This window comes from Streptomyces sp. NBC_00029 (assembly GCF_045160505.1).
Taxonomy (GTDB): Bacteria; Actinomycetota; Actinomycetes; order Streptomycetales; family Streptomycetaceae; genus Streptomyces.
In genome coordinates, this window is record NZ_CP108292.1 from 3479437 (window position 1) to 3501604 (window position 22168).

Annotated in this window: 13 protein-coding genes; 1 reads left to right on the forward strand and 12 read right to left on the reverse strand. The window is 73.4% G+C overall.

The genetic code is table 11. The annotated features are described in order from the left end of the window. Window positions 1-7: 7 nt before the first annotated feature. The 5 genes from OG753_RS16460 to OG753_RS16480 are packed head-to-tail and all read right to left on the reverse strand — an operon-like array spanning window position 8 to window position 5150. Entirely contained in the window at window positions 8-418 is a 411-nt protein-coding gene (locus OG753_RS16460) for a VOC family protein (protein WP_405788937.1), read from the reverse strand. Further along, window positions 415-1182, reverse strand: coding sequence for a sulfotransferase family protein (locus OG753_RS16465; protein WP_405788939.1), 768 nt, complete (start codon window positions 1180-1182; stop codon window positions 415-417). The genes OG753_RS16460 and OG753_RS16465 overlap by 4 nt, the downstream gene beginning before the upstream one ends. After that, window positions 1179-2453 (reverse strand): MFS transporter, encoded by a 1275-nt coding sequence (locus OG753_RS16470; protein ID WP_405788941.1) that lies wholly within the window; start codon window positions 2451-2453, stop codon window positions 1179-1181. The genes OG753_RS16465 and OG753_RS16470 overlap by 4 nt, the downstream gene beginning before the upstream one ends. Beyond that, window positions 2450-4882, reverse strand: coding sequence for an AAA family ATPase (locus OG753_RS16475; RefSeq protein ID WP_405788943.1), 2433 nt, complete (start codon window positions 4880-4882; stop codon window positions 2450-2452). The genes OG753_RS16470 and OG753_RS16475 overlap by 4 nt, the downstream gene beginning before the upstream one ends. 46 nt (window positions 4883-4928) lie before the next feature. After that, window positions 4929-5150, reverse strand: coding sequence for an MbtH family NRPS accessory protein (locus tag OG753_RS16480; protein WP_327262533.1), 222 nt, complete (start codon window positions 5148-5150; stop codon window positions 4929-4931). A 351-nt stretch (window positions 5151-5501) separates the two neighbouring features. On the opposite strand from OG753_RS16480, the gene OG753_RS16485 reads away from it, so the two are divergent. After that, on the forward strand, window positions 5502-7859 hold the full coding sequence (locus OG753_RS16485; protein WP_405788945.1) for a M20/M25/M40 family metallo-hydrolase: 2358 nt from the start codon (window positions 5502-5504) through the stop codon (window positions 7857-7859). A gap of 160 nt (window positions 7860-8019) precedes the next feature. On the opposite strand, the gene OG753_RS16490 is transcribed toward OG753_RS16485, so the two are convergent. From OG753_RS16490 to OG753_RS16520, 7 genes are all read right to left on the reverse strand, one after another. Further along, window positions 8020-8424, reverse strand: coding sequence for a phosphopantetheine-binding protein (locus tag OG753_RS16490; protein ID WP_405788947.1), 405 nt, complete (start codon window positions 8422-8424; stop codon window positions 8020-8022). Continuing rightward, entirely contained in the window at window positions 8421-13205 is a 4785-nt protein-coding gene (locus tag OG753_RS16495) for an amino acid adenylation domain-containing protein (RefSeq protein ID WP_405788949.1), read from the reverse strand. Before OG753_RS16495 ends, OG753_RS16490 begins: the two co-directional genes overlap by 4 nt. A 65-nt stretch (window positions 13206-13270) precedes the next feature. After that, entirely contained in the window at window positions 13271-14644 is a 1374-nt protein-coding gene (locus tag OG753_RS16500; RefSeq protein WP_327262536.1) for a M20/M25/M40 family metallo-hydrolase, read from the reverse strand. 38 nt (window positions 14645-14682) lie between these two features. After that, window positions 14683-15828 (reverse strand): acyl-CoA dehydrogenase family protein, encoded by a 1146-nt coding sequence (locus OG753_RS16505; protein WP_327262537.1) that lies wholly within the window; start codon window positions 15826-15828, stop codon window positions 14683-14685. A gap of 31 nt (window positions 15829-15859) precedes the next feature. Further along, the gene (locus tag OG753_RS16510; protein WP_327262538.1) at window positions 15860-17080 is read right to left on the reverse strand and encodes an acyl-CoA dehydrogenase family protein; all 1221 of its coding nucleotides are present in this window, start codon (window positions 17078-17080) and stop codon (window positions 15860-15862) included. Continuing rightward, window positions 17077-21216, reverse strand: coding sequence for an amino acid adenylation domain-containing protein (locus tag OG753_RS16515; protein WP_327262539.1), 4140 nt, complete (start codon window positions 21214-21216; stop codon window positions 17077-17079). The genes OG753_RS16510 and OG753_RS16515 overlap by 4 nt, the downstream gene beginning before the upstream one ends. Then, entirely contained in the window at window positions 21209-22132 is a 924-nt protein-coding gene (locus OG753_RS16520) for a [LysW]-aminoadipate kinase (RefSeq protein ID WP_327262540.1), read from the reverse strand. Before OG753_RS16520 ends, OG753_RS16515 begins: the two co-directional genes overlap by 8 nt. Window positions 22133-22168: the final 36 nt, after the last annotated feature.

A 22168-nucleotide genomic window follows, 5' to 3' on the forward strand; every position in this document is an offset into this window, starting at 1 on the left:
GGGTCCGCTACTCCTCGAAGTGGCCGGGGGCGAGGCTGCGCAGCACGCAGAACTCGTTGCCCTCCGGGTCGGCGAGCACGGTCCAGCTCGATTCCTTGGGCGTGCCGATGTCGATGCGGCGGGCGCCCAGCGCGACGATCCGCTCCACCTCGGACGCCTGGTCCGAGTCGATGGGGCAGATGTCCAGGTGGAGCCGGTTCTTACGGGTCTTCGTGCTGTGGGCGCGCTGGAAGACCAGCTGGGCGGGCACGGCGGCCCGTCGCAGCTCCTCCAGCGGGGCGATCTCGGCCGGGCCGATCTCCACGAGGTTCCCGTCCCGGTCCTCGTGGACGGTGTAACCGAGGACGGCGCACCAGAACTCGGCGACCTTGCGCGGGTTGGCGCAGTCGACGACGAGCTGCTCGAAACGGCTGGTCATGCGGCCGCCCCTTGCTGCCGGGCGGTGATCCGGTGCGCGCGCAGGTGCTCGTAGAAGGGGAGCTGGGCCTGGTGGAGCGCGGCCAGGTGGGTGTTGTTCCCGACGGTGTCGGCGTACTCGCCGGTCCGGTCGTGGATGCCGGTGCTGGCGGCGGCGTCGCGGTGCCAGTCCTCGAAGACCTGCCATTCGCTGCGCTCGCCGGCCTGCCAGCTGAGTGCGCCGGGCAGGTCGGGCAGTCCGGTCAGCGAGCTGTACGTGGCGGCGATGCCCGCCGGGTCGGCGACCAGGTCGGCCGCCTCGACCACGGGCGGTACGGCGCCGGTGGCCGCGCGGACCAGGTCGAAGATCTCGGCGCAGTGGCCGAAGCCCACCTCGTCGGCGGTCAGTTCGGGGTTGCGGGCGAAGTGGGAGGCGATGGCCTCGGCGGGCTCGCGGATGATGAAGGTGTGCCGCAGGACGGTGGTCAGCCGGGGGTCGGCGAGCAGTCCGGGGTAGCGGAAGTCGGTGGTGTCCTTGAAGTAGACGGGGCGGCCACCGGTGGCGGCCAGCTCCACGATCGCGTCGAGCAGCTCCGTCTCGCTCCGGTGGACGCGCCCCTCGATCTCGAAACTCCCCTTGCTGGCAAGGATGTTGAAGGGCTCGTGGAGGACGGTCAGGTCACCGCGCTCGATCATCATCCGCTCGAACGCGGTCGAGCGGCAGCGCGGCGGACTCCACATGGCGATCACGGCAGGGCCGGAGGCCACGGCCTCGGAGGTGGTCACGGGGTTCCTTTCGTGGAACGGAGCATCACGGGGAGACTGAGCGCCCAGGCGGCGGCGACCACCCCGGCGGCCAGGTAGAAGGGAGCGCGCAGTCCGGCGTACGAGGCCATGGCCCCGCCGGCGAGGGCGCCGAGGGGGGACATGCCCACCGCGACGAGCCGGTAGGAGCTGCCGACCCGGCCGAGCAGCCCGGCCGGGACCAGGGTCTGGCGCATGGAGGTGGTGGTGATGGTGAGCACGGCCAGGGCCATGCCGACGGTGCTGAGCACTGCGGCGGCCGCCAGCGGCCGGGAGACGGAGCCCGCGACGACGAAGGCGACGGGCGTCAGCCCGCAGAACAGCAGGACGGTCCGCTCGCGGCCCAGCAGGCGGGTGAGCAGCGGGGAGAGCGCGACGCCGGCCACCCCGCCGACGGCGATCACGGCCATCAGCAGGCCGTAGCCGACACTGCCGACTCCGAGTACCTCGTAGGCGTAGAGCACCCCGACCGAGACCACGGCACTGAGGCCGAAGTTGAAGGCGCCGACCAGGGCGCACACCGAGCGCAGCAGCCGGTGCCGCCACAGCCAGCGGATGCCTTCAGCGGCGTCCGCGAGGAGGGTGGTCGGCTGCCCGGTGCGCGGCGGCAGGGCCGGAGCGGCTCCCGCCAGGGTGGCGAGGAACAGGGCGGAGACCACGAAGGTGACGGCGTCGATGGCGTACGGGAAGGCAATCCCCGAGGTCAGCAGCAGGGCGGCGAGCGGCGGACCGGCCAGTTCCACGCACAGCATCGCCACGCCCTGGAGCAGGCTGTTGGCCTTGTCCAGGACGGGGGCCGGCACCAGGCGGGGGACGATGGCGAGGGTGGCGCTGTCCCGCAGCGTCTCCACCACGCCCATGACCAGGGCGAAGGCCAGCAGCAGGGCGATGCTTCCGTGGCCGGTGAACAGGGCGAGCGTGAACAGGGAGGCGATCACGGCCCGGACGGCGTCCGACCAGAACATGACGCGCTGCTGGTCGTGCCGGTCGACGAAGGCTCCGGCGAAGGTCCCCGCGAGCACCCAGGGCAGCTGTCCGGCGAAGGTCACCAGGGAGAGCAGCATCGGGTCGCGGGTGAACAGCGCGGCGGTCAACGGCAGCGCGGCGAGCCGCAGCCCGTCGCCCCAGGAGGCGGCGAAAGTACTGGTCCACAGCCGCCAGAAGGGGCGGCCGAGGGCCGGTTTCGGCGCCGGCCCGCCGGAGGGCCCGGCGGTCGGGGAGGACGCGGACGGGGCGTGCGGCGCGGAGGTCATCGCACCGGCCGTCCGCTCGGCACGGTCTCGTGCGGCTGCGGGTGCGGCTGCGGGTGCGGCTGCGGCTGCGGCTGCGGCTGCGGGGCGGCGCGCCCGACCATCGCGGCGACCTCGGCCCGCGAGCAGACCCCGAGCTTCTTGAAGATCCGGGCGAGGTACGTCTCCACGGTCTTCGGGCTCAGTTCCAGGAAGTGGGCGATCCGCTGGTTGGTGTGCCCCCGGCTGACCAGGACGGATATCTCCCGCTCCCGGCCGCTGAGTTCGGGCAGCATCGGCTGCGGCGCCTCCGGTACGGGCGTGGCCGGGCGGACGATGCCGTGCAGCAGGTCCAGCTCCTCCCGCAGCACAGTGACGTGCGCCGGCGGCCGGCTGCTGCCGCTGGCCAGGGAGGCCTCCTCGGCCTCGTCGGCACAGGCCAGCGCCTCGGGCAGCAGGCCCAGGCGGAGCCGGGTGTGGCCGAGTCCGGCGAGCAGCCCGGCCAGCAGGTGGCGCTGGCCGAAGCGGCGGGCGAGGGCGGTGGCCCGTTCGGCGTGGGCCTCGGCCTCCCGGGTCCGGCCGAGGAAGAGCTCGGCCCCGACCAGCCACTGCACGGCTTCCAGATGGGCCGCGAGGTCCTCGTCGGCGAGCGAGTCGATCAGTTCGGCGGCCCGTACGGTGTGCTCGGCCGCGTCCGAACTGCGGCCGAACTGGGCCTCGGTGGCGGCGAGCGCGACCAGGGCCGTGGGGTGCGCGGGGTGTCCCGCCGCGTCGGCCAGCACGGTGAGCGCGGCCCGGTCGGCGCTGCCCCACTGCCCGCCGGCCTCCAGGACCAGGGCGGTCATGGCCAGCCGGAGCCGGCCGCAGCGGGAGACGGACCCGGGATCCGCGGCGGCGGCCCGGTCGCAGTGGGCGGCGCAGGCACTGCCGCAGAGCGCGGCCCCCGCAACCGCACCTGCCGCGGCGCCGGCATCCGCTCCGGCCGCATCGCTCCGCGCGATCTCTTCGCGCAGCAGCTCGCGGGCGGCCTCGTGGCGGCCCAGCATCCGCTGCACCTGGGCGTACGAGGAGACCACCTCGGCCCGCAGTGCCACGGGCAGCCCGGCCCCGGGGGCCAGCAGCCGCTGGAAGGCGGCGGCGGACTCCTCGAACTCGGCCTCGTGCAGCAGCGCCCGGCCCTGCACGCTCTGGGCGCGCGCCCTGAGGAGCGGGTCGGCTGTGACCACCGGCCGCAGGGCGTGCCGGGCCCAGCGCAGGGCGGCGCCCGGGTCGTGGAAAACGGTGTCCTCGGCGGCGTCCACGAGTGCCTGGACGTCGTCGTCGTCCGCGACCTCGACCGTGTGCAGCAGCTGCTGCGCACGGAGTTCGGCCGGGCCCTGGTGGATGCGCAGGGCGGCGGCGGCCCGGGCGTGGGCGCCGGAGCGCCAGCCGCGGCCCGCCGAGTGGTACGCCACGGCCCGTACGACGGGGTCGCGGAAGCGGAAGTCGGGGCCGTCGCCGACCGGGCGGACCAGGTCCTCGGCGAGGGCCTCGTCCAGGCCGGTGCGGGCCTCGGCCTCGTCGAGCTGGGAGACCTCGACGGCTATGCGCAGGCCGAAGGTGTCGCCGAGCACGGCGGCCGCCCCGACCATCGCCCGGCCCGCGGGGCCGAGCAGCTGGAAGTCGTCGAGGGCCGCGGCGGCGGCCCGGGCGGACGGCTGGGCGGGCACGGACGGCAGGCCGGAGGGGCTCGCGGGCTCCATCTCGGCGAGGGCCAGCAGCAGCCCCGGGTTTCCGCCGCTGCGCCGCAGCAGGGAGCGCCGGGCGCCGTCGTCGAGGCCGTCCGGCACGAGCGCGGCCAGCTCGGCGTCCTCGCAGCCACCGAGCTCGACCCGGCGGGTCAGACCGCGGGCGGCGGCCTCGGCGAGCACGGCACGGGTGCGGTACCCGAGCTGGCGCGGACGGTGGGCCACCGCGATCATCACGGGCGCCGTGAGCGGACGCTCCAGCAGATAGCCGAGCAGGTCCAGCGAGTCGGCGTCGGCGCGGTGCAGATCGTCCAGGACGATCAACAGGCCGCAGTCGTCGGCCAGGTGGCCCACCAGGCTGCGCACCGCACGGCATTCGCGGTACAGGTCACGGTCCGGCCGGTCACCGGGCGCGAGGTGGCTCATGGAGGGGAAGAGCACGGCGAGCCGCTGCTGTTCGTCCTCGGTGAGCCGCTCCCGCAGCCTCGGTCCGGCCTCGGTGACCAGGTCGTCCAGCGCGTCCAGGAACAGCCCGAAGGGGGCCGAGTGCTGGAGCCGGTCCGGCCGGCTCCGGCCCACCTGCCATCCGGTGCCGGTCGCACGGCGGGTGAGTTCGTCCAGGCGACGGGTCTTGCCGCTCCAGGCCTCCCCCATCAGCTCGAGCCCTCGGGTGGGTGCACCCGGGGTGAGCATCTCATCGAGCAGTTGTTGCCAGTGGGCCGTCACAGCTCGTCCCCCTCCTTGTGTCCTTTGCGTAAGTGGGCGGTCGCGGTCAGCCCTGGGAGGCCGTCCCGGCGCCGTCCATGGCGCGGCGGAGGCTGAGCGGCCGCATGTCGGTCCAGTTCTCGTCGATCCACGCGAGGCATTCGTCCTTCGGGCCGGTCTTTCCCGGCGCCTGCCAGCCCTCGGGAATTTCCTGGCCGACGGGCCAGACCGAATACTGCTCCTCGTCGTTGACGACGACCTGGTAGGACTCCACGGATGCGTTGATCATTAGCTGGCTCCAGTTCCGGTTTCCGGCTTTTGGCTTTCGGCGGGAAAGCGATCCGGACGCCAAACTAGCCAGCCGCCCAGGTGGCGCCACCCGCCCGGCGCGGACTTTGTCAGCTGCCCCCGACGGCCCCGCGGAACTATGTCAACTCGCCCGGAGATCGTGTCAGGTAGCCGCGACAGGGCACTGAACTGCTCTTGATAATTCCGGTGAAGTACGCGTTCCGAACGTCCCGCCCGAAATGCCGAACGTACCGAGACCCGGAAAGACTGGTGCTCCGTCATGCCTGATTCCGATCCGAATTCGCCACCCTCCCGGCCTGCTTCCCCGCCGATCTCCCGCCTCTTCGCGCGCGTGCTCACGCGAGGGCGGCCGGCCCGGTCGGCGCGGCCCGCCGGGCTGCTGCTCCTCGGGCTGTTCCTCCTGCTGACGGCCGCTTCCGTGTGGACGCTCCAGCCGCCGGACCCCGAGCCCGCCTCCGCGCCGGCGCGCGAGTTCTCGGCACGCCGGGCCCTGGTGGACGCCGAGGCCATCGGCCGGCAGCCGCGCCCGGTCGGCAGCCCTGCCTCGGCCGCCGCCCGCGCCCACCTCACGTCCCGGCTGACCGCGCTCGGCGCGCAGGTCGAGGCCCGGCCGCAGCCCGTGGCCCGCGACGAACAGGACGGCACCGCGCTCGTCGCCGAGGTCACCAACATTCACGCCTCGTTCCCCGGCACGGCCGGCCCGGACGCTGGGCACCTGGTGCTGATGGCGCACTACGACTCGGTCCCGGCCGGTCCCGGCGCCGCCGACAACGCGGCCAACGTGGCGGCGGTCCTGGAGGTCGTACGGGCCCTGCGGGCCGACGGCAGGGCGGCGCGCAACACGGTCGACGTGCTGTTCACGGACGGCGAGGAGCCCGGACTGCTCGGCGCGCACGCCTTCCTCGCGGACGGCGGTCTCGACCCGGCGAACACGGTGATACTCAACCTGGAGGCGCGCGGGGTCTCCGGCCCCTCCATCATGTTCGAGTCCGGCCCCCGCAACAGCGGCGCCCTGTCGGCCCTGAGCCGCGCGGACCGGCCGATCGCCACCTCGCTGGCCGACGAGGTGTACACGTTCCTGCCGAACGACACCGACTTCAGCGAGTTCAAGAAGAAGGGCTTCGGCGGCCTCAACTTCGCCTTCGTGGACGGCTCGGCCCGCTACCACACCCCCGGCGACTCCCTCGAGAACCTGTCCGCCGCCAGTGTCCAGCACCAGGGCGACAACGTCCTGGCCGCCGCCCGCGCCCTCGCCGGGAAGGACCTCACCGAGGTCCACGAGGGCACCGACAGCACCTACTTCACCGTCCTGGGCCTGCTGGTGCGCTACCCGAACGCGCTGGTGCTGCCGCTCGCTCTGCTGGCCGCCGCCGGATATGCGGGCGTCCTCGTGCACTCCGGCCGGCGCGGCCTCGCCCGCCGCGGCGTGGTCCGGGCCGCGCTGACCTTCCCGCTCGCCCTGGCCGGGGCCGCCGCCGTCGCCTTCGGCGGCTGGGAGCTGCTCTGCCTGGTCCGCCCCGGGTACGCCGACCTGTCCATGGGCGACAGCTACCGGCCCGGCTGGTTCCGGGCCGCCTTCCTGACCCTGACCGCAGCCGTGGCCGTCGGCTGGTACCTGCTGACGCGGCGCCGGACCGGGGCCGCCGAGGCCGCGCTGGGCGTGTGGGGCTGGCTGACCGTACTGGGCCTGGTCACCGCCGTGCTCGCACCCGGCGCTTCCTACCTGTTCGTGTGGCCGCCGCTGGTGGGCTGCGCGGCGCTGTTCCTCGCCGCACGCCGCCGTACCGGCGGGGAAGGGGAGTACGTCCGCACCCTCGCCGTGTCCCTGTCCGCGCTCGTCGCGCTGCCGCTGCTGCTGCCGGTGATCGTGCTGGTCTTCCCGACCCTCGGCCTGTCCCTGGCTGTCGCCCCGCTGATCCTGATGGCGCTGCTCGTCACCGTCTCGCTGCCCCTGCTCGGCCTGCTGCCGCGTCGCACCGCCCCGGTGGCGGGCTGGCTGGCCCTGGCCGCCGGGGTCGCGCTGGTCCTGACGGGCCTGCGGGTGGACACCTTCGACGCGGAGCACCCGCGGCACACCAGCCTCGCGTACGCCTGGGACGCCGACCGGGGCACCGGCCACTGGCTGAGCTCCGACAACGCGCCGCCGCGGTGGACCGGCGCCCTGGCCGGCTCCGAGCGGGCCGACGTGCGGGCCCGGTTCCCCACCTTCCCGACGACGCTCGCGGGCGACCTGGTCACCGAGGCGCACATCGCCAAGGCCGCCGCCGCGAGCGGCCCGGCCGGCCCGGGCGTTTCGGTGACGTCGGAGCAGGCGGGCCCGGACGGGGTCCGTACGGTGCGCCTGCACATCGAGCCCGCCGCCGACACCTCCTACATCAGCCTCTTCGCCGACACCTCGGCGCACGAGGTGCGGGGCGCGGAGGTCGCCGGCACCACGGTGCGGGGCGGCACCAACCGGCCGCTCTCGGCGGGCCCGTGGAAGTGGGGCTTCGCCCTGTGGAAGGTCCCGGCCGAGGGCTTCGACATCACCCTGAAGGTCTCGGGCGCCGGTGAGGTCCCACTGCGCGTCACCGCGTACACCCGTGGCCTGCCGCAGGGGGCCGGCGCCCTGCCGCAGGACCTGACCTGGAGCACGTGGGGCGCGAACCTCACCGATGTCACGGCGGTCGGCCTGACCGTACGCGGCTGACCCGCGCTCCCTGCCACCACCCGGACGGCCCCCGCACCGTGCTCCCCCGACCTGTCGAAGGCCGGACGGGAGACGATGCGGGGGCCGTCGGCGTACGGGCCGGCCTGGCCCTGTCGTCAAAGTCCCGCCTGGCCCAACCGGCGCTACTTCGACGACAGATCTAGAGCGCGGCGAGGGCGGCGAGCAGCTCGTCCTCGTCGGCCTCGGAGAGCTGGATGTCCTGGACGGTCTCGGCGAGCGCCTCGACGGTCAGCCGGCCGGTGAGCATCCGGGTCAGCGGGACCTCCACCCCGAAGGTGTCACGGACCCGCGAGGCGATCTGCACGGCGAGCAGCGAGTGGCCGCCCAGCGCGTGGAAGTCGTCCCGTACCCCGATGGCCTTCGAGGCGCCGAGCACCTCGGACCAGATCGCGGCCAGCTCCTTCTCGACCTCGTTCCGCGGCTCCACGTACTCCCCGGCTGCACCCTCGAACTCCTCGCTGGGCGGGGGGAGTTGTTTGGTGTTGGTCTTGCCGTTGGGGAGTTGGGGGAGGTGGGTGAGGTGGGTGAGGTAGGTGGGGATCATGGCGGTGGGGAGGTGGGTGCGGAGGTGGGTGCGGAGTTGTTGGGGTGTGGGGGGTGTGGTGTGGGGGTGGTGGTGTAGTAGGTGGCGAGGTGGGTGGTGCCGTCGGGGGTGGTGTGGGTGGTGGTGATGGTGTGGGTGATGTCGGGGTGGGTGTGGAGTGCGGTGTCGATTTCGGCGGGTTCGATGCGTTGGCCGCGGATTTTGATCTGGTGGTCGTTGCGGCCGAGGTATTCGAGGGTGCCGTGGGTGGTCCAGCGGGCTTGGTCGCCGGTGGCGTAGAGGCGGTGGCCGGGTCGGGTGGGGTGGGGGGTGAAGCGGTCGGCGGTGAGTGCGCTCTGGTGGTGGTAGCCGCGGGCGAGGGCGGTGCCGCCGATGTGGAGGTGTCCGGTGACGCCGATGGGGACGGGCTGGTGGTGGGTGTCCAGGACGTGGAGTTCGGTGCCGGTGATGGGGGTGCCGATGGGGATGCGGGTGGTGGTGTGGTGGGGGTCGACGGTGTGGGCGGTGACGTCGATGGCGGCTTCGGTGGGGCCGTAGAGGTTGTGGAGGCGGGTGTGGGGGAGGGTGGTGTGGAAGGTGGTGGCGAGGTGGGGGGTGAGTTCTTCGCCGGAGACGATGACGTCGGTGAGGGTGGTGGCGTCGGGGGTGTCGGGGTGTTCGAGGAAGTAGCGGAGCATGGAGGGCACGAAGTGGCAGACGGTCGTGCCGGTCTTCTGGATGAGGTGGGCGAGGTGGGCGGGGTCGCGGTGTCCGCCGGGGGTGACGAGCTGGATGGTGGCGCCGGCGGTCAGGGGCCAGGTCCATTCCCAGCCTGAGACGTCGAACCCGATGGGGGTCTTGAACAGGACCCGGTCGGTGTGGTCGAGCTGGTAGGCGTTCTGTGTCCAGGCGATCCGGTTGACGAACGCGGCATGCGTGTTGACCGCGCCCTTGGGGGCACCGGTCGAACCCGACGTGTAGAGGACGTAGGCCGCATTGTCGGGACCCACCCCGGTCCGCGGGGCTTCGGCAGAAGCCCGGTCGATAACCGTGCGGTCGGTGTCGAGGTTGACCAGGCGTGCGCCGGCCGGGAGTTCGAGGGACGAGGCAACGTCCTGGGCGAGGTCGTGGGTGAGGACCAGCGGGACCCGTGAGCCGGTGGCCATCGCGGTGAGGCGCCCGGTCGGGTAGTCGGGATCCAGGGGGAGGTAGGCGGCGCCGGCCTTCAGCACACCGACCAGAGCGACGACGAGATCAAGGGAGCGGTGCAGGCAGACGCCCACCACGTCCTCAACACCGATACCCGCAGTCTGCAGGTGGTTGGCGAGACGGTTCGCCGCAGCGTCCAGCTCACGGTAGGTGAGAGACGCGCCGGTCTCGTCGGTGACGGCGAGGGCGTCGGGGGTCGCGGCGGCCTGCCGGGCGATCTCCTCGTGCATCAGACCCGTCACCGGCTCCGGATCCGGAGACGTGAACGACGCGATCAGGGCCTGCTCGGCCGGACTCGACAACTGGTGCGAGTTCAGGACCGTTTCGGGGGTGGTGACGGCTGCTTCCAGGAGTCGCAGCCAGGCACCCGCCAGGCGTTCCATGCCGTCCGCGTCGAAAAGGTCCGCCGCGTATTCCAGACGCCCCTCCAAAGACCCGTCGCCACGCTCACGCAGGTGCAGAGCAATCTCGAACTGGGCCCGCCCCCCACCCGCCTGGAACTCCGAAACGACCGCTCCGGGGAGTTCCCAGCCGCCGCGCGGGGTGTTGTCCAGAGCCAGCAGGACCCGGACCAGGTCACTCCCGGCGGCCTGCGCGACCTTCTCGAACGGCACGTCCTGATGCGCCAGCGCACCCAGCACCGTCTCACGGGCCCGGCCCAGCATGTCCGTGAACGAACCACGGCCGGAAGTGTCCAGACGCAGGGCGATCGTGTTCACGAAGAACCCGACCACATCCTCCAGCTCGGCCCGTGAACGACCCGCCACCGGCGTCGCCACCACCACATCCGACTGACCCGACCAACGCCCCAGCACCGACGCAAACGAAGCCAGCAGACCCTGGAACACCGTCGCCCGGCCCGTCTCCGCAACCGTCTTCAGCCGGCCCGCAAGAGCGGCCGGAACCACGACCGGGACCTGTCCGGCCGGGTAGGAGGACGCCGAATCAGTACGGGGACGCTCAGCCGGCACCTCCAGACCCGAAGCACCCGCCAGCGTGTCCTTCCAGTACTGGAGACTTTCCTCCAGCGCATCGCCGGAGAGTTCCTCGCGCTGCCACACCGCGAAGTCCCCGTACTGCAGATCCAGAGCGGGCAGGACCGTCTCCGGATCGGCACCCGCAGTGAAGGCACCGTAGAGGGCGCCGAGTTCCCGCAGGATCAGGCCCATCGACCAGCCGTCGACGATCGTGTGGTGCGCGACCAGACCGACCGCCCACTCACCCTCACCCAGCCGGCCCACGACCACACGCACCAGCGGACCCGCGGCCAGGTCGAAGGGCTCCTCCACCACACCCTCGAACCACTCCTCCAGCAGACCCTCGACCACCACCACCGGCACGGACACCGGCAGATCGTCCGCCTCCGTCACCACCTGCTGCAGCGCACCGTCCACCCACGCGAACCGGGTACGCAGCGCCTCATGACGAGCCACCACCCCCGCCACCGCAGCCTCCAGCACACCCACATCAAGCGAACCCGAAACCCGCAGACCACCCGCAACGTGATACGCCGAACCCGCACCCAGGCAATCCAGCAACCACAACCGCTCCTGCCCGAACGACGCGGCGGAGGTCATGACACCGGCCTCGCGGCGCGGGATCGGAGCGACGGTGCGGCCCTCGGCGGCGCCCTCGCGGACCAGCTGTGCGAGCCGGACCACGGTGGTGTCGTCGAGCAGCACGGTGAGCGGGACGTCCACGCGGTGCTCGGTCTCCAGGACCGCGCGGAGCTGGACGGCGCGCAGCGAGTCGAGCCCCTGGGCGACCAGCGGAAGGGCCGCGGAGATGCGGTCGGCGGAGATGCCGAGCACGGCGGACACCCGGTCGAGCACGAGGGCGCCTTCGGCGTCCCCGGCGAAGTGCGCGGCGGCGCTGTCCTCGACGGCGACGGTGGCGCCGGAGCTGTTGGCGAGGGCGACGAACTCGCCCGCGGTGTAGCGCTCGCGGCTCTCACGGCGGCGGATCTTGCCGCTGGAGGTACGGGGCAGGGCGCCCATCTTCACGAGGACGATGTCGCGCAGGGACAGGCCGTGTTCGAGGGTGACGGCGGAGCGGACGGCGGCCAGTACGGCCTCCGCGTCCTCGTCGCGGAACTTGCGGCTGACCTCGTGCAGCAGCACCACGCTCTCGCCGGCGCCGTCGTCCAGGCCGAAGGCCGCGGCCCGGTTGGGGACGAGCAGCTCGTGGCTCAGCTCGGCGGTGTACTCGATGTCCTGCGGGTAGTGGTTGCGTCCCCGGATGACGATGAGGTCCTTGATCCGGCCGGTGATGAACAGCTCGCCGCGGTGGCGGAAGCCGAGGTCGCCGGTGCGCAGGTAGGTGCGGCCGTCGGGCTCGGCGAGTTCGGCGGCGAAGGTGAACTCGGTCAGCTCGGGGCGGCGCCAGTAGCCCTTGGCCACGGACTCGCCGGTGACCCAGACCTCGCCGATGGCGCCGTCGGCGGCGGGCAGCAGGGTCTCGGTGTCGACGACCTTGATCCGGTCCTCGCCCTGGATGTCGCCGCAGCCGATGAGGGTGGTGCCGGCGGCGCCCTCCTCGACGGGGCGGGGGCCGTCCTCGGTGAGGGTGACGGCGAGCGGCTCGGGGCCGGGCTTGCCGCCGGTGACGAAGAGGGTGGCTTCGGCGAGTCCGTAGCAGGGGTGGAAGGAGGTGCGGCGGAAGCCGGCCGGGCCGAAGACGCGCTCGAAGTCGTCGAGGGTCTGGCGGCGGACGGGCTCGGCGCCGACCATGGCGTGCTGCCAGCTGCTGAGGTCGAGGCCGGCGACCTCTTCCTCGGTGATGCGGCGGACGCACTCGGCGTACGCGAAGTCGGGGGCGGCGCTCATCGTTCCGCCGTGCCGGCTGATCGCGTCGAGCCAGCGGAACGGGCGGCGCAGGAAGGTCATGGGCGCCATCAGGACGCAGGGGAAGCCGCTGTACAGGGGCTGCAGGATGCCGCCGATGAGGCCCATGTCGTGGTAGGGCGGCAGCCAGCTGACGCCGACGCTGTCCGTGGTGGAGCCGTTGGCCCTGGCGATGGTGCGGGAGTTCTCGATCAGGTTGCCGTGCCGGAGCATGACGCCCTTGGGCGAGCCGGTGGAGCCGGAGGTGTACTGGAGGAAGGCGAGGGCGTCACCGCCCGGGGCGACCTCCGCCCATGCCTGCGAGGCGGCGCGGTCGACGGTGTCGGTGGCGGTCCAGGCCAGCTTCGAGAGGTCGCCGAGGGCGTCGCCCATGCCGGTGACGAGCTGGAGGGTGGAGTCGTCGGTGAGGGCGACGGTGGCCTGGGCGTCGATGACGATGTCCATCAGGCGGTCCAGGCCGCGGGCGCCGGACGGCGGGTAGACGGGGACGGCGGCGGTGCCCGAGTAGAGGCAGCCGAAGAAGCCGACGATGTACTCCTCGCCCGGCGGGTAGAGGAGCAGGGCGCGGCCACCGGCCGCTCCCTGCTGCTGCATGGCGGCGGCCGTGGCGCGGGCCCGGGTGTCGAGCTCCCCGTAGGTGAGCCGACGCTCCGTACCGTCCTCTTCGAGCAGGATGTACGCGGTGGCCTCGGGAGTGGCGGCGGCACGGGCACGCAGCATCTCGACGAGGTCGGCGGGACGGAACGACATGGTTCTCCTCCGGGTTCCGGGCAGGCTGGATTCTCTGTGTCGCGGGCGGTGCCCGGCGGCGGGGATCAGGGGTGGTCGATGAGCAGTTGGTACAGGCAGTCGGCGCCGAAGCGCACGGCGTCGGCGGGGACCCGCTCGTCCGCGTCGTGCATGTTCTCCTGGTAGCGGGAGCCGGCCGGGAGGAGCATCGGGAGCCAGCCGTAGCAGTCCATGCCGAGGTTGGCGAAGAGCCGGGCGTCGGTGGACGCGGGCGTGATCATCGGGACCGGGACGCCCTCGGGGTCGGCGTCGCGCAGGATCTGGGTGAGGCGCTCGTAGAAGGCGCCCATCTCCGGCTCGTTCTTCGGGTTGCGGGAGCCCTCGAGCAGCAGCTCGATGCCGATCTCGTCGCCGAGGGTGCCGGAGGCGCTGAACTCGTTGATCAGCGCCCGCAGTTCGGCGACGTAGTCCTCCACGTAGAACTCGCCGGGCAGGATCCGGCCGTCGATGTCCACGGTGATCTCCGAGGGGATCATGTTGATCTTCTCGGGGGTGCGGATGATCGTGGCGTTCGCGGTGTGCCGGATGGTCGAGTCGAGGTAGACGGCGTCCTCGGTGCTCATCAGTTCGTACGGGACGGTGCTGCGCTCGCCCTTGCGCAGGGCGACCAGCTCCGCGGCCAGTTCGTCGCCGACGACCTCGCCGAGGTCCTGGAGCATCCGGTCGAAGGCCGGGGTGATGTGCACGGGGAGGCGGCCGTCGCGCAGCGCGGTCAGCACCTCGGTGAGCTGGTGCACGGCCAGGTTCGGCCAGCCCTGGCGGGAGGCGTGGCCGCCGCGCCCGCGCAGGGTCAGGCGCAGCCAGCAGGCCCGCTTCTCGGCGACGCCGACGGGGTGGAAGCGGCGGGCCGGGTCGACGGTGAGCACGGCGCCGCCGTCCTCGCCGATGCAGTACGGGATGCCCTCGAAGAGCTCCGGGTGGTTGCTGGTGAGCCAGCCGGCGCCGACGCGGCTGCCGTTCTCCTCGTCGGAGACGACGGCGAGCAGCACGTCTCCGGCCGGGGCCTCGCCGCGGGCCCGCAGGGTGAGCAGGGCGGAGAGCATCATGGCCAGCCCGCCCTTCATGTCGATGGCGCCGCGGCCCCAGACCTCGCCGTCGATGAGCAGGGCCTCGAAGGGCGGGTGGGTCCATTCCTGGCCGTCGGTGGGCACCACGTCGGAGTGCGCGTGGAGCAGCAGCGGCGGGGCCTCGCCGCGGCCCGGGATGCGGGCGACGAGACTGGGCCGCTCGGGGTCCGGGCCCAGGAACTGCGAGGTGATCCCGGCCTCGGCGAGCAGCGCGGCGATGTACTCGGCGCAGGCGCGTTCCTCGCCGGGCGGGTTGACGCTGCGGAACCGGATGAGGTCGCGCAGGATCGGGATCGGGTCGACGGGCGCGGCGGCGGGGTTTGCGAGCTGCATGGCCGTCCTTTCGTACGAGGTCGGGGGCGCGGGGCGGATCACAGGAGGGTGGCGGCCCGGGCCCAGAGCTGGGCGGGGCTCCCCCACAGCAGGGCGTCGAGCGCCGCGCGCCGGAAGTAGAGCTGGCTGTCGGCGTCCTCGGTCATGCCGTGGGCGCCGTGCAGGTGCAGGCACTGTGCGGCGGCGTCGCGGACCAGGCCGGCGGCGAGCGCCAGGGTCTGCAGCACCGCCAGGCGGGAGCCCGGGCCGTGCGGGTCGCGGTCGAGGCCGCGGGCGGTCTCCTCCACGAGGGAGCGGACGGCGGTGATCCGGGCCGAGAGGGCGGCCAGGGTGAAGGCCACGCTCTGGTGGCGGGCGAGCGGCTGGTCGAACTGGACGCGGGACTTGGCCCGTTCGACGCCGAGTGCGAGGGCGCCCTGCGCCTGGCCGGTGAGGGTGGCGGCGTGGCGTACCCGCAGGGTGGCGAGCGCCCGGTGCCAGGCGGCCTCGGCCGGGGCTCCGGATCCGATCGGCCGGCCCCCGTACAGGGGCACCCGGTGCAGGTCGACGCAGTGCAGGTCGCCGCGGCTGATGTCGTCGTGCCGGCGCAGGGTGACGCCGGGGTCGTCGGCCCGTACCAGCGCGAGCACGGTGCCGGCTCCGGCCCCGGCCGCGGTCCCGGCCGCGGAATCCGTGCCGACCACCAGGAGCCAGTCGACGGCGTCCGCGAAGGCCACGAACCGGCGACGGCCCGACACCCACGGCCCGTCCGGCCCGTCGCCGGTCGTGAGCGGCGACGGGTCGTACGGGTCGTCGGTGCCCCCGGCGCGGGGGGCCAGTGCGATGGCGGCGGCCCCGTCCGCGACCGCGTCGAGCACGTCGGCGAAGACCTCGTCGGTGTGCGCGTCCAGGGTGGTGATCAGCTCGACGGCGGCGGCGGTGTCCAGGTACGGGCCCCGGTAGAGGGCCCTGCCCATCGCCTCGCCGAGCCGTACGAGGTCTCCGGGCGCCTGGGTGCCGTCCACGACCTCGTCGAACACGCCCGTCTCGGCGAGGGTCGCCCACACGGCTGCGCGGGCTGCGGCCTGCTCGTCGGCGACGGGGCCGCCGCCGAGCGGGCGCTCGCCCATCCGCCGTACGGTCGGGGCGAGTTCACCGTCGAAGAGTTCCGCGAGCTCGGCCGGCAGGGCGGCTACGGAGGTCATGTGGATGGTCCTCTCAGATGTTCCGGGTCGTTCACGAGAAGAGGTGGAGGCCGCTGGCGGCGATGATCTGGAGCATGACCTCGGAGGTGCCCGAGGCCAGCGTGTGCGCGGGGCTCTGGCGGTAGACCGCCTCCAGCCGCCCGAGGTCGGGCGCCTCGCCGTCCCAGGTGCTCAGCAGTCCGTCCAGGCCGACGACTTCGGAGCCGAGGCGGACCACTTCGTCGGAGTACTGGGTGATGAACCACTTGGCCGCGGCCGAGGCCACCGGGTCGGGCTCCCCCGCCACCTGCGCCAGCACCATGCTCCAGGCGAGCGCACGGCCCGCCCGGAGGTTCGCGTCGAGCTCCACCAGGCGCTGGGCGTAGGCCGGTTCGGTGATCCGCCCGGTGCGCCGGGCGTCCTCGACGACGGCGTCCAGCCAGCGGCGCAGCTTGGCCTGGAAGTCCATGCCGGTGCGCTCCAGCAGCAGCATGTCGTTGATGGGCTGCCAGCCCTCGTGGACCTGCCCGACGATGTGCTCGGCGGTCAGCCGCACGTCCTCGATGACGATCTCGTTGAACCGCTCGTCGCCCATGCTCCACACCGGGCTGATCACCACGCCGGGTGAGCGCAGCGGCAGCAGGAAGAGGGTGATCCCGTGGTACTTGACGGGGCCGTCGTCGGTCCGGGCGGCGCACAGGGCCCACTCGGCGAACTGCGACTTCTGGTTGAAGATCTTCCGCCCGGAGAGCCGCCAGCCGTCGCCGTCGCGGACGGCCCGGGTGCGCAGGGCCGCCAGGTCCGAGCCGCAGTGCGGTTCCGTGAACAGGACGGTGGCGATCTCCTCGCCGGCCGCCAGCCTCGGCAGGTGCCGGGCGCGCTGCTCGGGCGTTCCGACCTCGAGCAGGAACTGGCCGACGGTGTCGATGCTCAGCACCCGCTGGTCCTCGGGCAGCCCGTGCAGGACCATTTCCTCCAGCACGATGCCGGCCTCGACGGGTGAGAGGCCCTGACCGCCGTACTCCTTCGGCCAGGCGGGCGCGAGCCAGCCGCGCTCGCCGAGCATCCGGTAGACGTCGATCAGGCCGCTCTCCTCGCGCGGGGCGTGGTCCTGCAGGGCGTCGATCGCCTTGCGCACCTCGTCCGCGGCGAAGAAGTCCTGGACGGCGCGGCGAAAGGCCCGCTGCTCGTCCGTGAACCAGGTGTCGGCCAGGTCCTTCTCGCCCGGGTCCGCGTGGCCCGGGTCCTTCTCGTTCAGGTCCGTGCCGCTCATGCCGTGGCTCCCCGGTGTCCCGCGGTGGCCCGGTCGAGGATCTCCTGGAGCACGTCCGCGACGGTGCCCACGTGCGGCACGGCCACCATGGCGTAGTGGTCGCCGGGCACCTCCCGGTGGGTGAACCCGCCGGTGGTGCGGGACTCCCAGAAGCCGGCCCGCTCGTCGGCCCCGGGGGCCTCGGAGGTGAGCAGCACCAGCGGTACGTCGGTGGGCTCGGGCCGCCAGACGGCGCCGGCCCGGACGGTGGCGACGAAGGTCCGCATGCGTTCGGCCAGCTGCTCCGCGCCGGCCTCGGGGGCCAGCTCGGATACGGCGAGGGTACGTACGGCCACGGCGATCTGCTCCTCGTGGTCAAGGGAGTCGATGTCCAGGACGGGAGCGGTCGCCGGGTCGACGCCGCGCAGTCCGGCCAGGTCCGCCACGTACAGCGCGATGGTCTGCGCGGTGCTCGGCGGTTCGGTCAGGCCGGGCGGCACGTCGGTGTCCAGCAGGGCGACCAGCGCGACCTCGGCTCCTTGGAGCCGCAGCCTGCGGGCCGTCTCGAAGGCGACCGCGCCACCGGTGGACCAGCCTCCGAGGAGGTACGGGCCCTGCGGGCGCGCGGCCCGGATCGCGGCGGCGTGCGCCTCGGCGAGGGCGGCCACCGGGTCCTCGGTGGAACCCAGTTCGGGGGCCTCCAGGGCGTAGAGCGGCTGCTCGGGGTGGAGCGAGGCGGCGAGCGGGACGTAGGGGGCGACGGAGCCGCCACTGGGGTGGATGCAGAAGAACGGGGTCCGGTCCCCGCCGGCGGCGAGCACCACGGGCGCGGCGACGGCCGCCCCCGGCCGGACCGGGGCACCGGAGGTCTCCGGCACGGCGCGGCCGGCGTCCACCAGTGCGGACAGCTGCTCGATCGTGGCGTGCGTGAAGAGCTGCCGGAGCTGGACCTCGACGCCGAGCACCTCGTGGAGCCGGGCCAGCAGCTGGGTGGCCTGGAGCGAGTTGCCGCCCGTCATGAAGAAGTTGTCGTCGCGGGCGAAGTCCTTGCCCGGCAGCAGCCCGGCCCAGATTCCGGCGACGGCCCGTTCGGTGTCGGTGGCCGGTGCCTCCCGGTCCTTGCGGACCCGCTGCTCGGGCTCGGGCAGCCGCGCCCGGTCCAGCTTGCCGTTGGGCGTCAGTGGCAGGGCGTCCAGCATCACGAAGGCGCCGGGCAGCATGTACGGGGGCAGGTCCTCGGCCAGGTGTCCGCGCAGGGCGGCCGGCTCGGGCCGGGTCCCGGACTCGGGGACCACGTAGGCCACGAGCTGGGGCCCGCCGGGCAGCGAGGTCAGCACGACCACCGCGGCCTGCCGTACCCCGGGGTGCCGGCTCAGCACCTGCTCGATCTCGCTGGGCTCGATGCGCAGCCCGCGGATCTTGACCTGGGTGTCGGCGCGGCCGAAGAACTCCAGGTCGCCGTCGGAGCGGCGCAGCGCCAGGTCGCCCGTCCGGTACATGCGGCGGCCGCCGCCGGCGAACGGGTCGGGCAGGAAGCGGTCGGCGGTGGCGCCGGGCGAGCCGGCGTAGCCGCGGCTGAGCCCGAGGCCGCCGATCCACAGTTCGCCGGCCACGCCGAGCGGGACCGGCTCGCCGGTCCGGTCGAGCACGTAGGCGTACTGGTTGGGCAGCGGGCGGCCGATCGGCGGGCTCGCCGATCCGTTCTGCGGGCCGCACAGGTGGTCCACGGAGGCGACGGTGGTCTCGGTGGGGCCGTAGCCGTTGTGGAAGGCGCGCCGGCCGCCGTCGCGCCAGCGGTCGACGAGGTCGCCGGGGAAGGACTCCAGGCCGACGAACATCTTGCGGAAGTCGGGGAGTTCGGCGGGGTCGAGGACGCCGAGCACCGACGGCGGGATGTCCGCCGTGGTGACACCCTCCTCGCGCATCAGCGCGGTCAGGGCGGCCGGGTCGAGCAGGGTGCCGCGCGGGGCCGTCACGAGGGTGGCTCCGGAGGCGAAGGCGCTGTAGATCTCGAAGACGCTGACGTCGAAGGCCGGGTTGGCGAACTGGAGCATCCGGTCGTCGGTGCCGAGGCCGAACATCTCCACCGACGCGGTGGTGAAGTTGACGGCGCTGCGGTGCTCGACGAGGACGCCCTTCGGCTTGCCCGTCGACCCCGAGGTGAAGATCACGTACGCGAGGGAGCGCGGGTGCACGGCCACGTCGGGCCGGGTGTCCGGCCGGGCCGCGACGGCGTCCAGGAACTGCGGGTCCCGCCAGTCGAGCCGGGTGACCGACTCGGGCAGTACGTCGCCCAGGGCGCCCTCGGTGACGACGATGGTGGCGCCCGCCCGCTCCAGCATGTACGCGAGCCGGTTCGTCGGGTGGACCGGGTCGAGCGGCACGTACGCGCCGCCCGCCTTGAGGATGGCGAGCTGGGTGACCGGCAGGTCCGGGCCGCGCTCCAGCAGGATGCCGACCCGGGTCTCCGGCCCGACGCCGAGCGAACGCAGGTGGTGGGCCAGCCGGTTGGCTCGCCGGTCGAGCTCCGCGTAGCCGAGGCCGCTGCCGCGGAAGCGGACGGCGGGCTGCTCGGGGTGGCGGTCGGCGCTGCGCTCGAAGAGCTGGTGCAGGCCGAGTTCCGCCGTCCCGTACGCGGTGTCGGTGCGGTTCTCGCCGAGGACCAGCCGCTCGCGCTCGGCGGCGTCGAGCAGCGGGATCCGGCCGATGCGGATGCCCGGGTCGGCGACGACCGCTTCGAGGAGGCGTCCGTAGTGGCTGATCAGGCGGTCGATGCGGTCGCTGTCGAAGAGCTCGGTGGAGTACTCGATCCACACGTGGTAGCCCTCGCCGGGCACCTCGGTGAGCTGGAAGGCCAGGTCGAAGCGGGCGGTGCCGACGATCAGCGGGACCTGCTCGATGCGCAGGTCGCCCAGGTCGTCCCCGTCCGCGCTGGCGTTCTGCAGGGTGAAGGAGATCTGGAAGAGCGGGTTGCGGCCGGCCTCGCGCTCGGGCTGGAGGGCGTCCACCAGCTTGCCGAAGGGCACGTCCTGGTGCATCAGGCCGCCGACGACCGTCTCGTTCGTACGGGCCAGCAGCTCGCGGAACGTGGGGTCGCCGGAGGTGTCGGTGCGCAGGACCAGCGTATTGGCGAAGAAGCCGACCAGCGGCTCGATCTCCGGCTGGGTACGGCCGTTGACCACCGAGCCGACGACGATGTCGTCCTGCCCGGTGTAGCGGGTCAGCAGCGTCTGGAAGGCGGCGAGGGCCACGGTGAGCACGGTGACGCGCTCGGAGCGGGCCAGCTCCACCAGGGCGCGCTGGAGGTGCGCGGGCAGCCGGCTCTCGCGGACCGAGCCGGCGCCGGTGGGCTGCTTGGGCCGCGGCCGGTCGGTCGGGAAGTCGAGCACGGGCAGGTCGGCGAGGCGCTCGGTCCAGTAGCCGAGGCGGTCGCCGAAGGTGGACTCGGCGAGCTTGCGGCGCTGCCACACCGCGTAGTCGGCGAACTGGACGGGCAGCGGGGGCAGCGGGTCGGGCAGCCCGGCCGCCTCGGCGGCGTACCGGACCATCACCTCGCGGGTGACGATCGCGGTGGACCAGCCGTCGGTGGCGATGTGGTGGATGTTGAGGAGGAGCACGTGCTCCTCGTCGGCGAGCCGGAACAGCTCGGCGCGCAGCACCGGGCCGGCGGCCAGGTCGAAGGGCCGGCCCGCGCCTTCCGCGATGAGCTCGGTGACGTGCTTCTCGCGCTCGTCCTCGGGGAGTTCGCGCAGGTCGGTGCGGACGATCGCGACCGGTCCGGGCTCCTCCACGATCTGGTACGGCAGCCCGTCCGCGCTTCCGTACCGGGTGCGCAGGATCTCGTGCCGCTCGACGACCCCGCCGAGCGCACGGCCCAGCACCTCGGGGTCGAGCGGCCCGGTCAGCCGCAGGGCGAGCGGGGCGTTGTAGGCGGCGGAGCCGGGGCTCCACTGGTCGAGGAACCAGAGGCGCTGCTGGGCAGCGGCCAGCGGCAGGCTGCGGTCGCGGTCGGCCCGCTCGATGCGCTGCTCGGTCCTGCGGCTGTCCTGCAGCCGCTGCAACGCCTGGCGGGCCCCACCGGCCCCCGGGGCCCCGGCGCCGGGAAGGGCGCCGGGGGCGCGGGTGGCCCGACGGGGCACCCGCTTGAGGTCACTCATGGTCCGCTCCCCCTGCTTCGGATCCTGCAACGGATCCGGCCACGGACCCTGCACCGGATCCGTCCTCGGATCCCGTCCCGGCCTCCGGGTCGATGACGACCGCCGTCGACAGGCCGGTGAGGGCGCGTCGCACCGGGTCCTCGGCACGGCCGTCCGCGATCAGTACCTCGCGGACCCCGCCCTCCAGCGCCTCGCGGGCGGCGATGAGCTTCACGACCATGCCGCCGCCGACCCCGGGCGGGGTCCCCTCGGCGGGCAGCCCGTACCGGTCCAGCCGGCTCGACTCGTCGGACGGGTCCGCGAGTACGCCGGGGGCCGCGGTCAGGAACACCAGCCGGTCGGCGCCCAGGGCGACCGCGATGGCGGTGGCCGCGCGGTCCGCGTTGACGTTGACCGGACGGCCGTCCTCGGCGAGGGCCGGCGGCGAGACCACCGGTGTGATCCCGGCGTCGAGGAGCACCTTGAGGGCGGCAGGGTCGACCTCGTCGATCCGGCCGCTGTGGTCGTCGCGCACCAGCACGGTGCGGCCGTCCACCCGGGCCCGGATCGCGTTCTTGCGGCGGGCCCGCAGCAGGCCGGCGTCGATGCCCGTCAGACCGACCGCGGGCACGCCGTGCCCGGCCAGCTCGACCAGCAGGGCCGGCTTGACCTGCCCCGCCAGCGTCAGCGTCAGCACTTCGAGCGTCGCGTCATCGGTGTAGCGCGAGGTGACGCCGCTGCGCGAGGTGATGCTGCGCTGCGGCACCCCGAGCCGCCCCGCGAGCTGTTCCAGTTCGGCCGAGCCGCCGTGCACCAGCACGACCCGCCCGCCCGCCTTGACCAGCGCGGCGACATCGGCGCAGACCCGGGCCGGATCCACCCCGGCGGCGCCGCCGCACTTCACGACGGTCAGTCCGTCGGACCCTGCTGACGACACAGCTGTTCCCTTCTCTCGGTGCTCCACAGGCCGCTT

Coding starts and splice junctions, on each gene's coding strand:
- OG753_RS16460 (WP_405788937.1), bottom strand. CDS start 418: ATGACCAGCCGTTTCGAGCAGCTCGTCGTCGACTGCGCCAACCCGCGC.
- OG753_RS16470 (WP_405788941.1), bottom strand. CDS start 2,453: ATGACCTCCGCGCCGCACGCCCCGTCCGCGTCCTCCCCGACCGCCGGG.
- OG753_RS16480 (WP_327262533.1), bottom strand. CDS start 5,150: ATGATCAACGCATCCGTGGAGTCCTACCAGGTCGTCGTCAACGACGAG.
- OG753_RS16490 (WP_405788947.1), bottom strand. CDS start 8,424: ATGATCCCCACCTACCTCACCCACCTCACCCACCTCCCCCAACTCCCC.
- OG753_RS16495 (WP_405788949.1), bottom strand. CDS start 13,205: ATGTCGTTCCGTCCCGCCGACCTCGTCGAGATGCTGCGTGCCCGTGCC.
- OG753_RS16500 (WP_327262536.1), bottom strand. CDS start 14,644: ATGCAGCTCGCAAACCCCGCCGCCGCGCCCGTCGACCCGATCCCGATC.
- OG753_RS16505 (WP_327262537.1), bottom strand. CDS start 15,828: ATGACCTCCGTAGCCGCCCTGCCGGCCGAGCTCGCGGAACTCTTCGAC.
- OG753_RS16510 (WP_327262538.1), bottom strand. CDS start 17,080: ATGAGCGGCACGGACCTGAACGAGAAGGACCCGGGCCACGCGGACCCG.
- OG753_RS16515 (WP_327262539.1), bottom strand. CDS start 21,216: ATGAGTGACCTCAAGCGGGTGCCCCGTCGGGCCACCCGCGCCCCCGGC.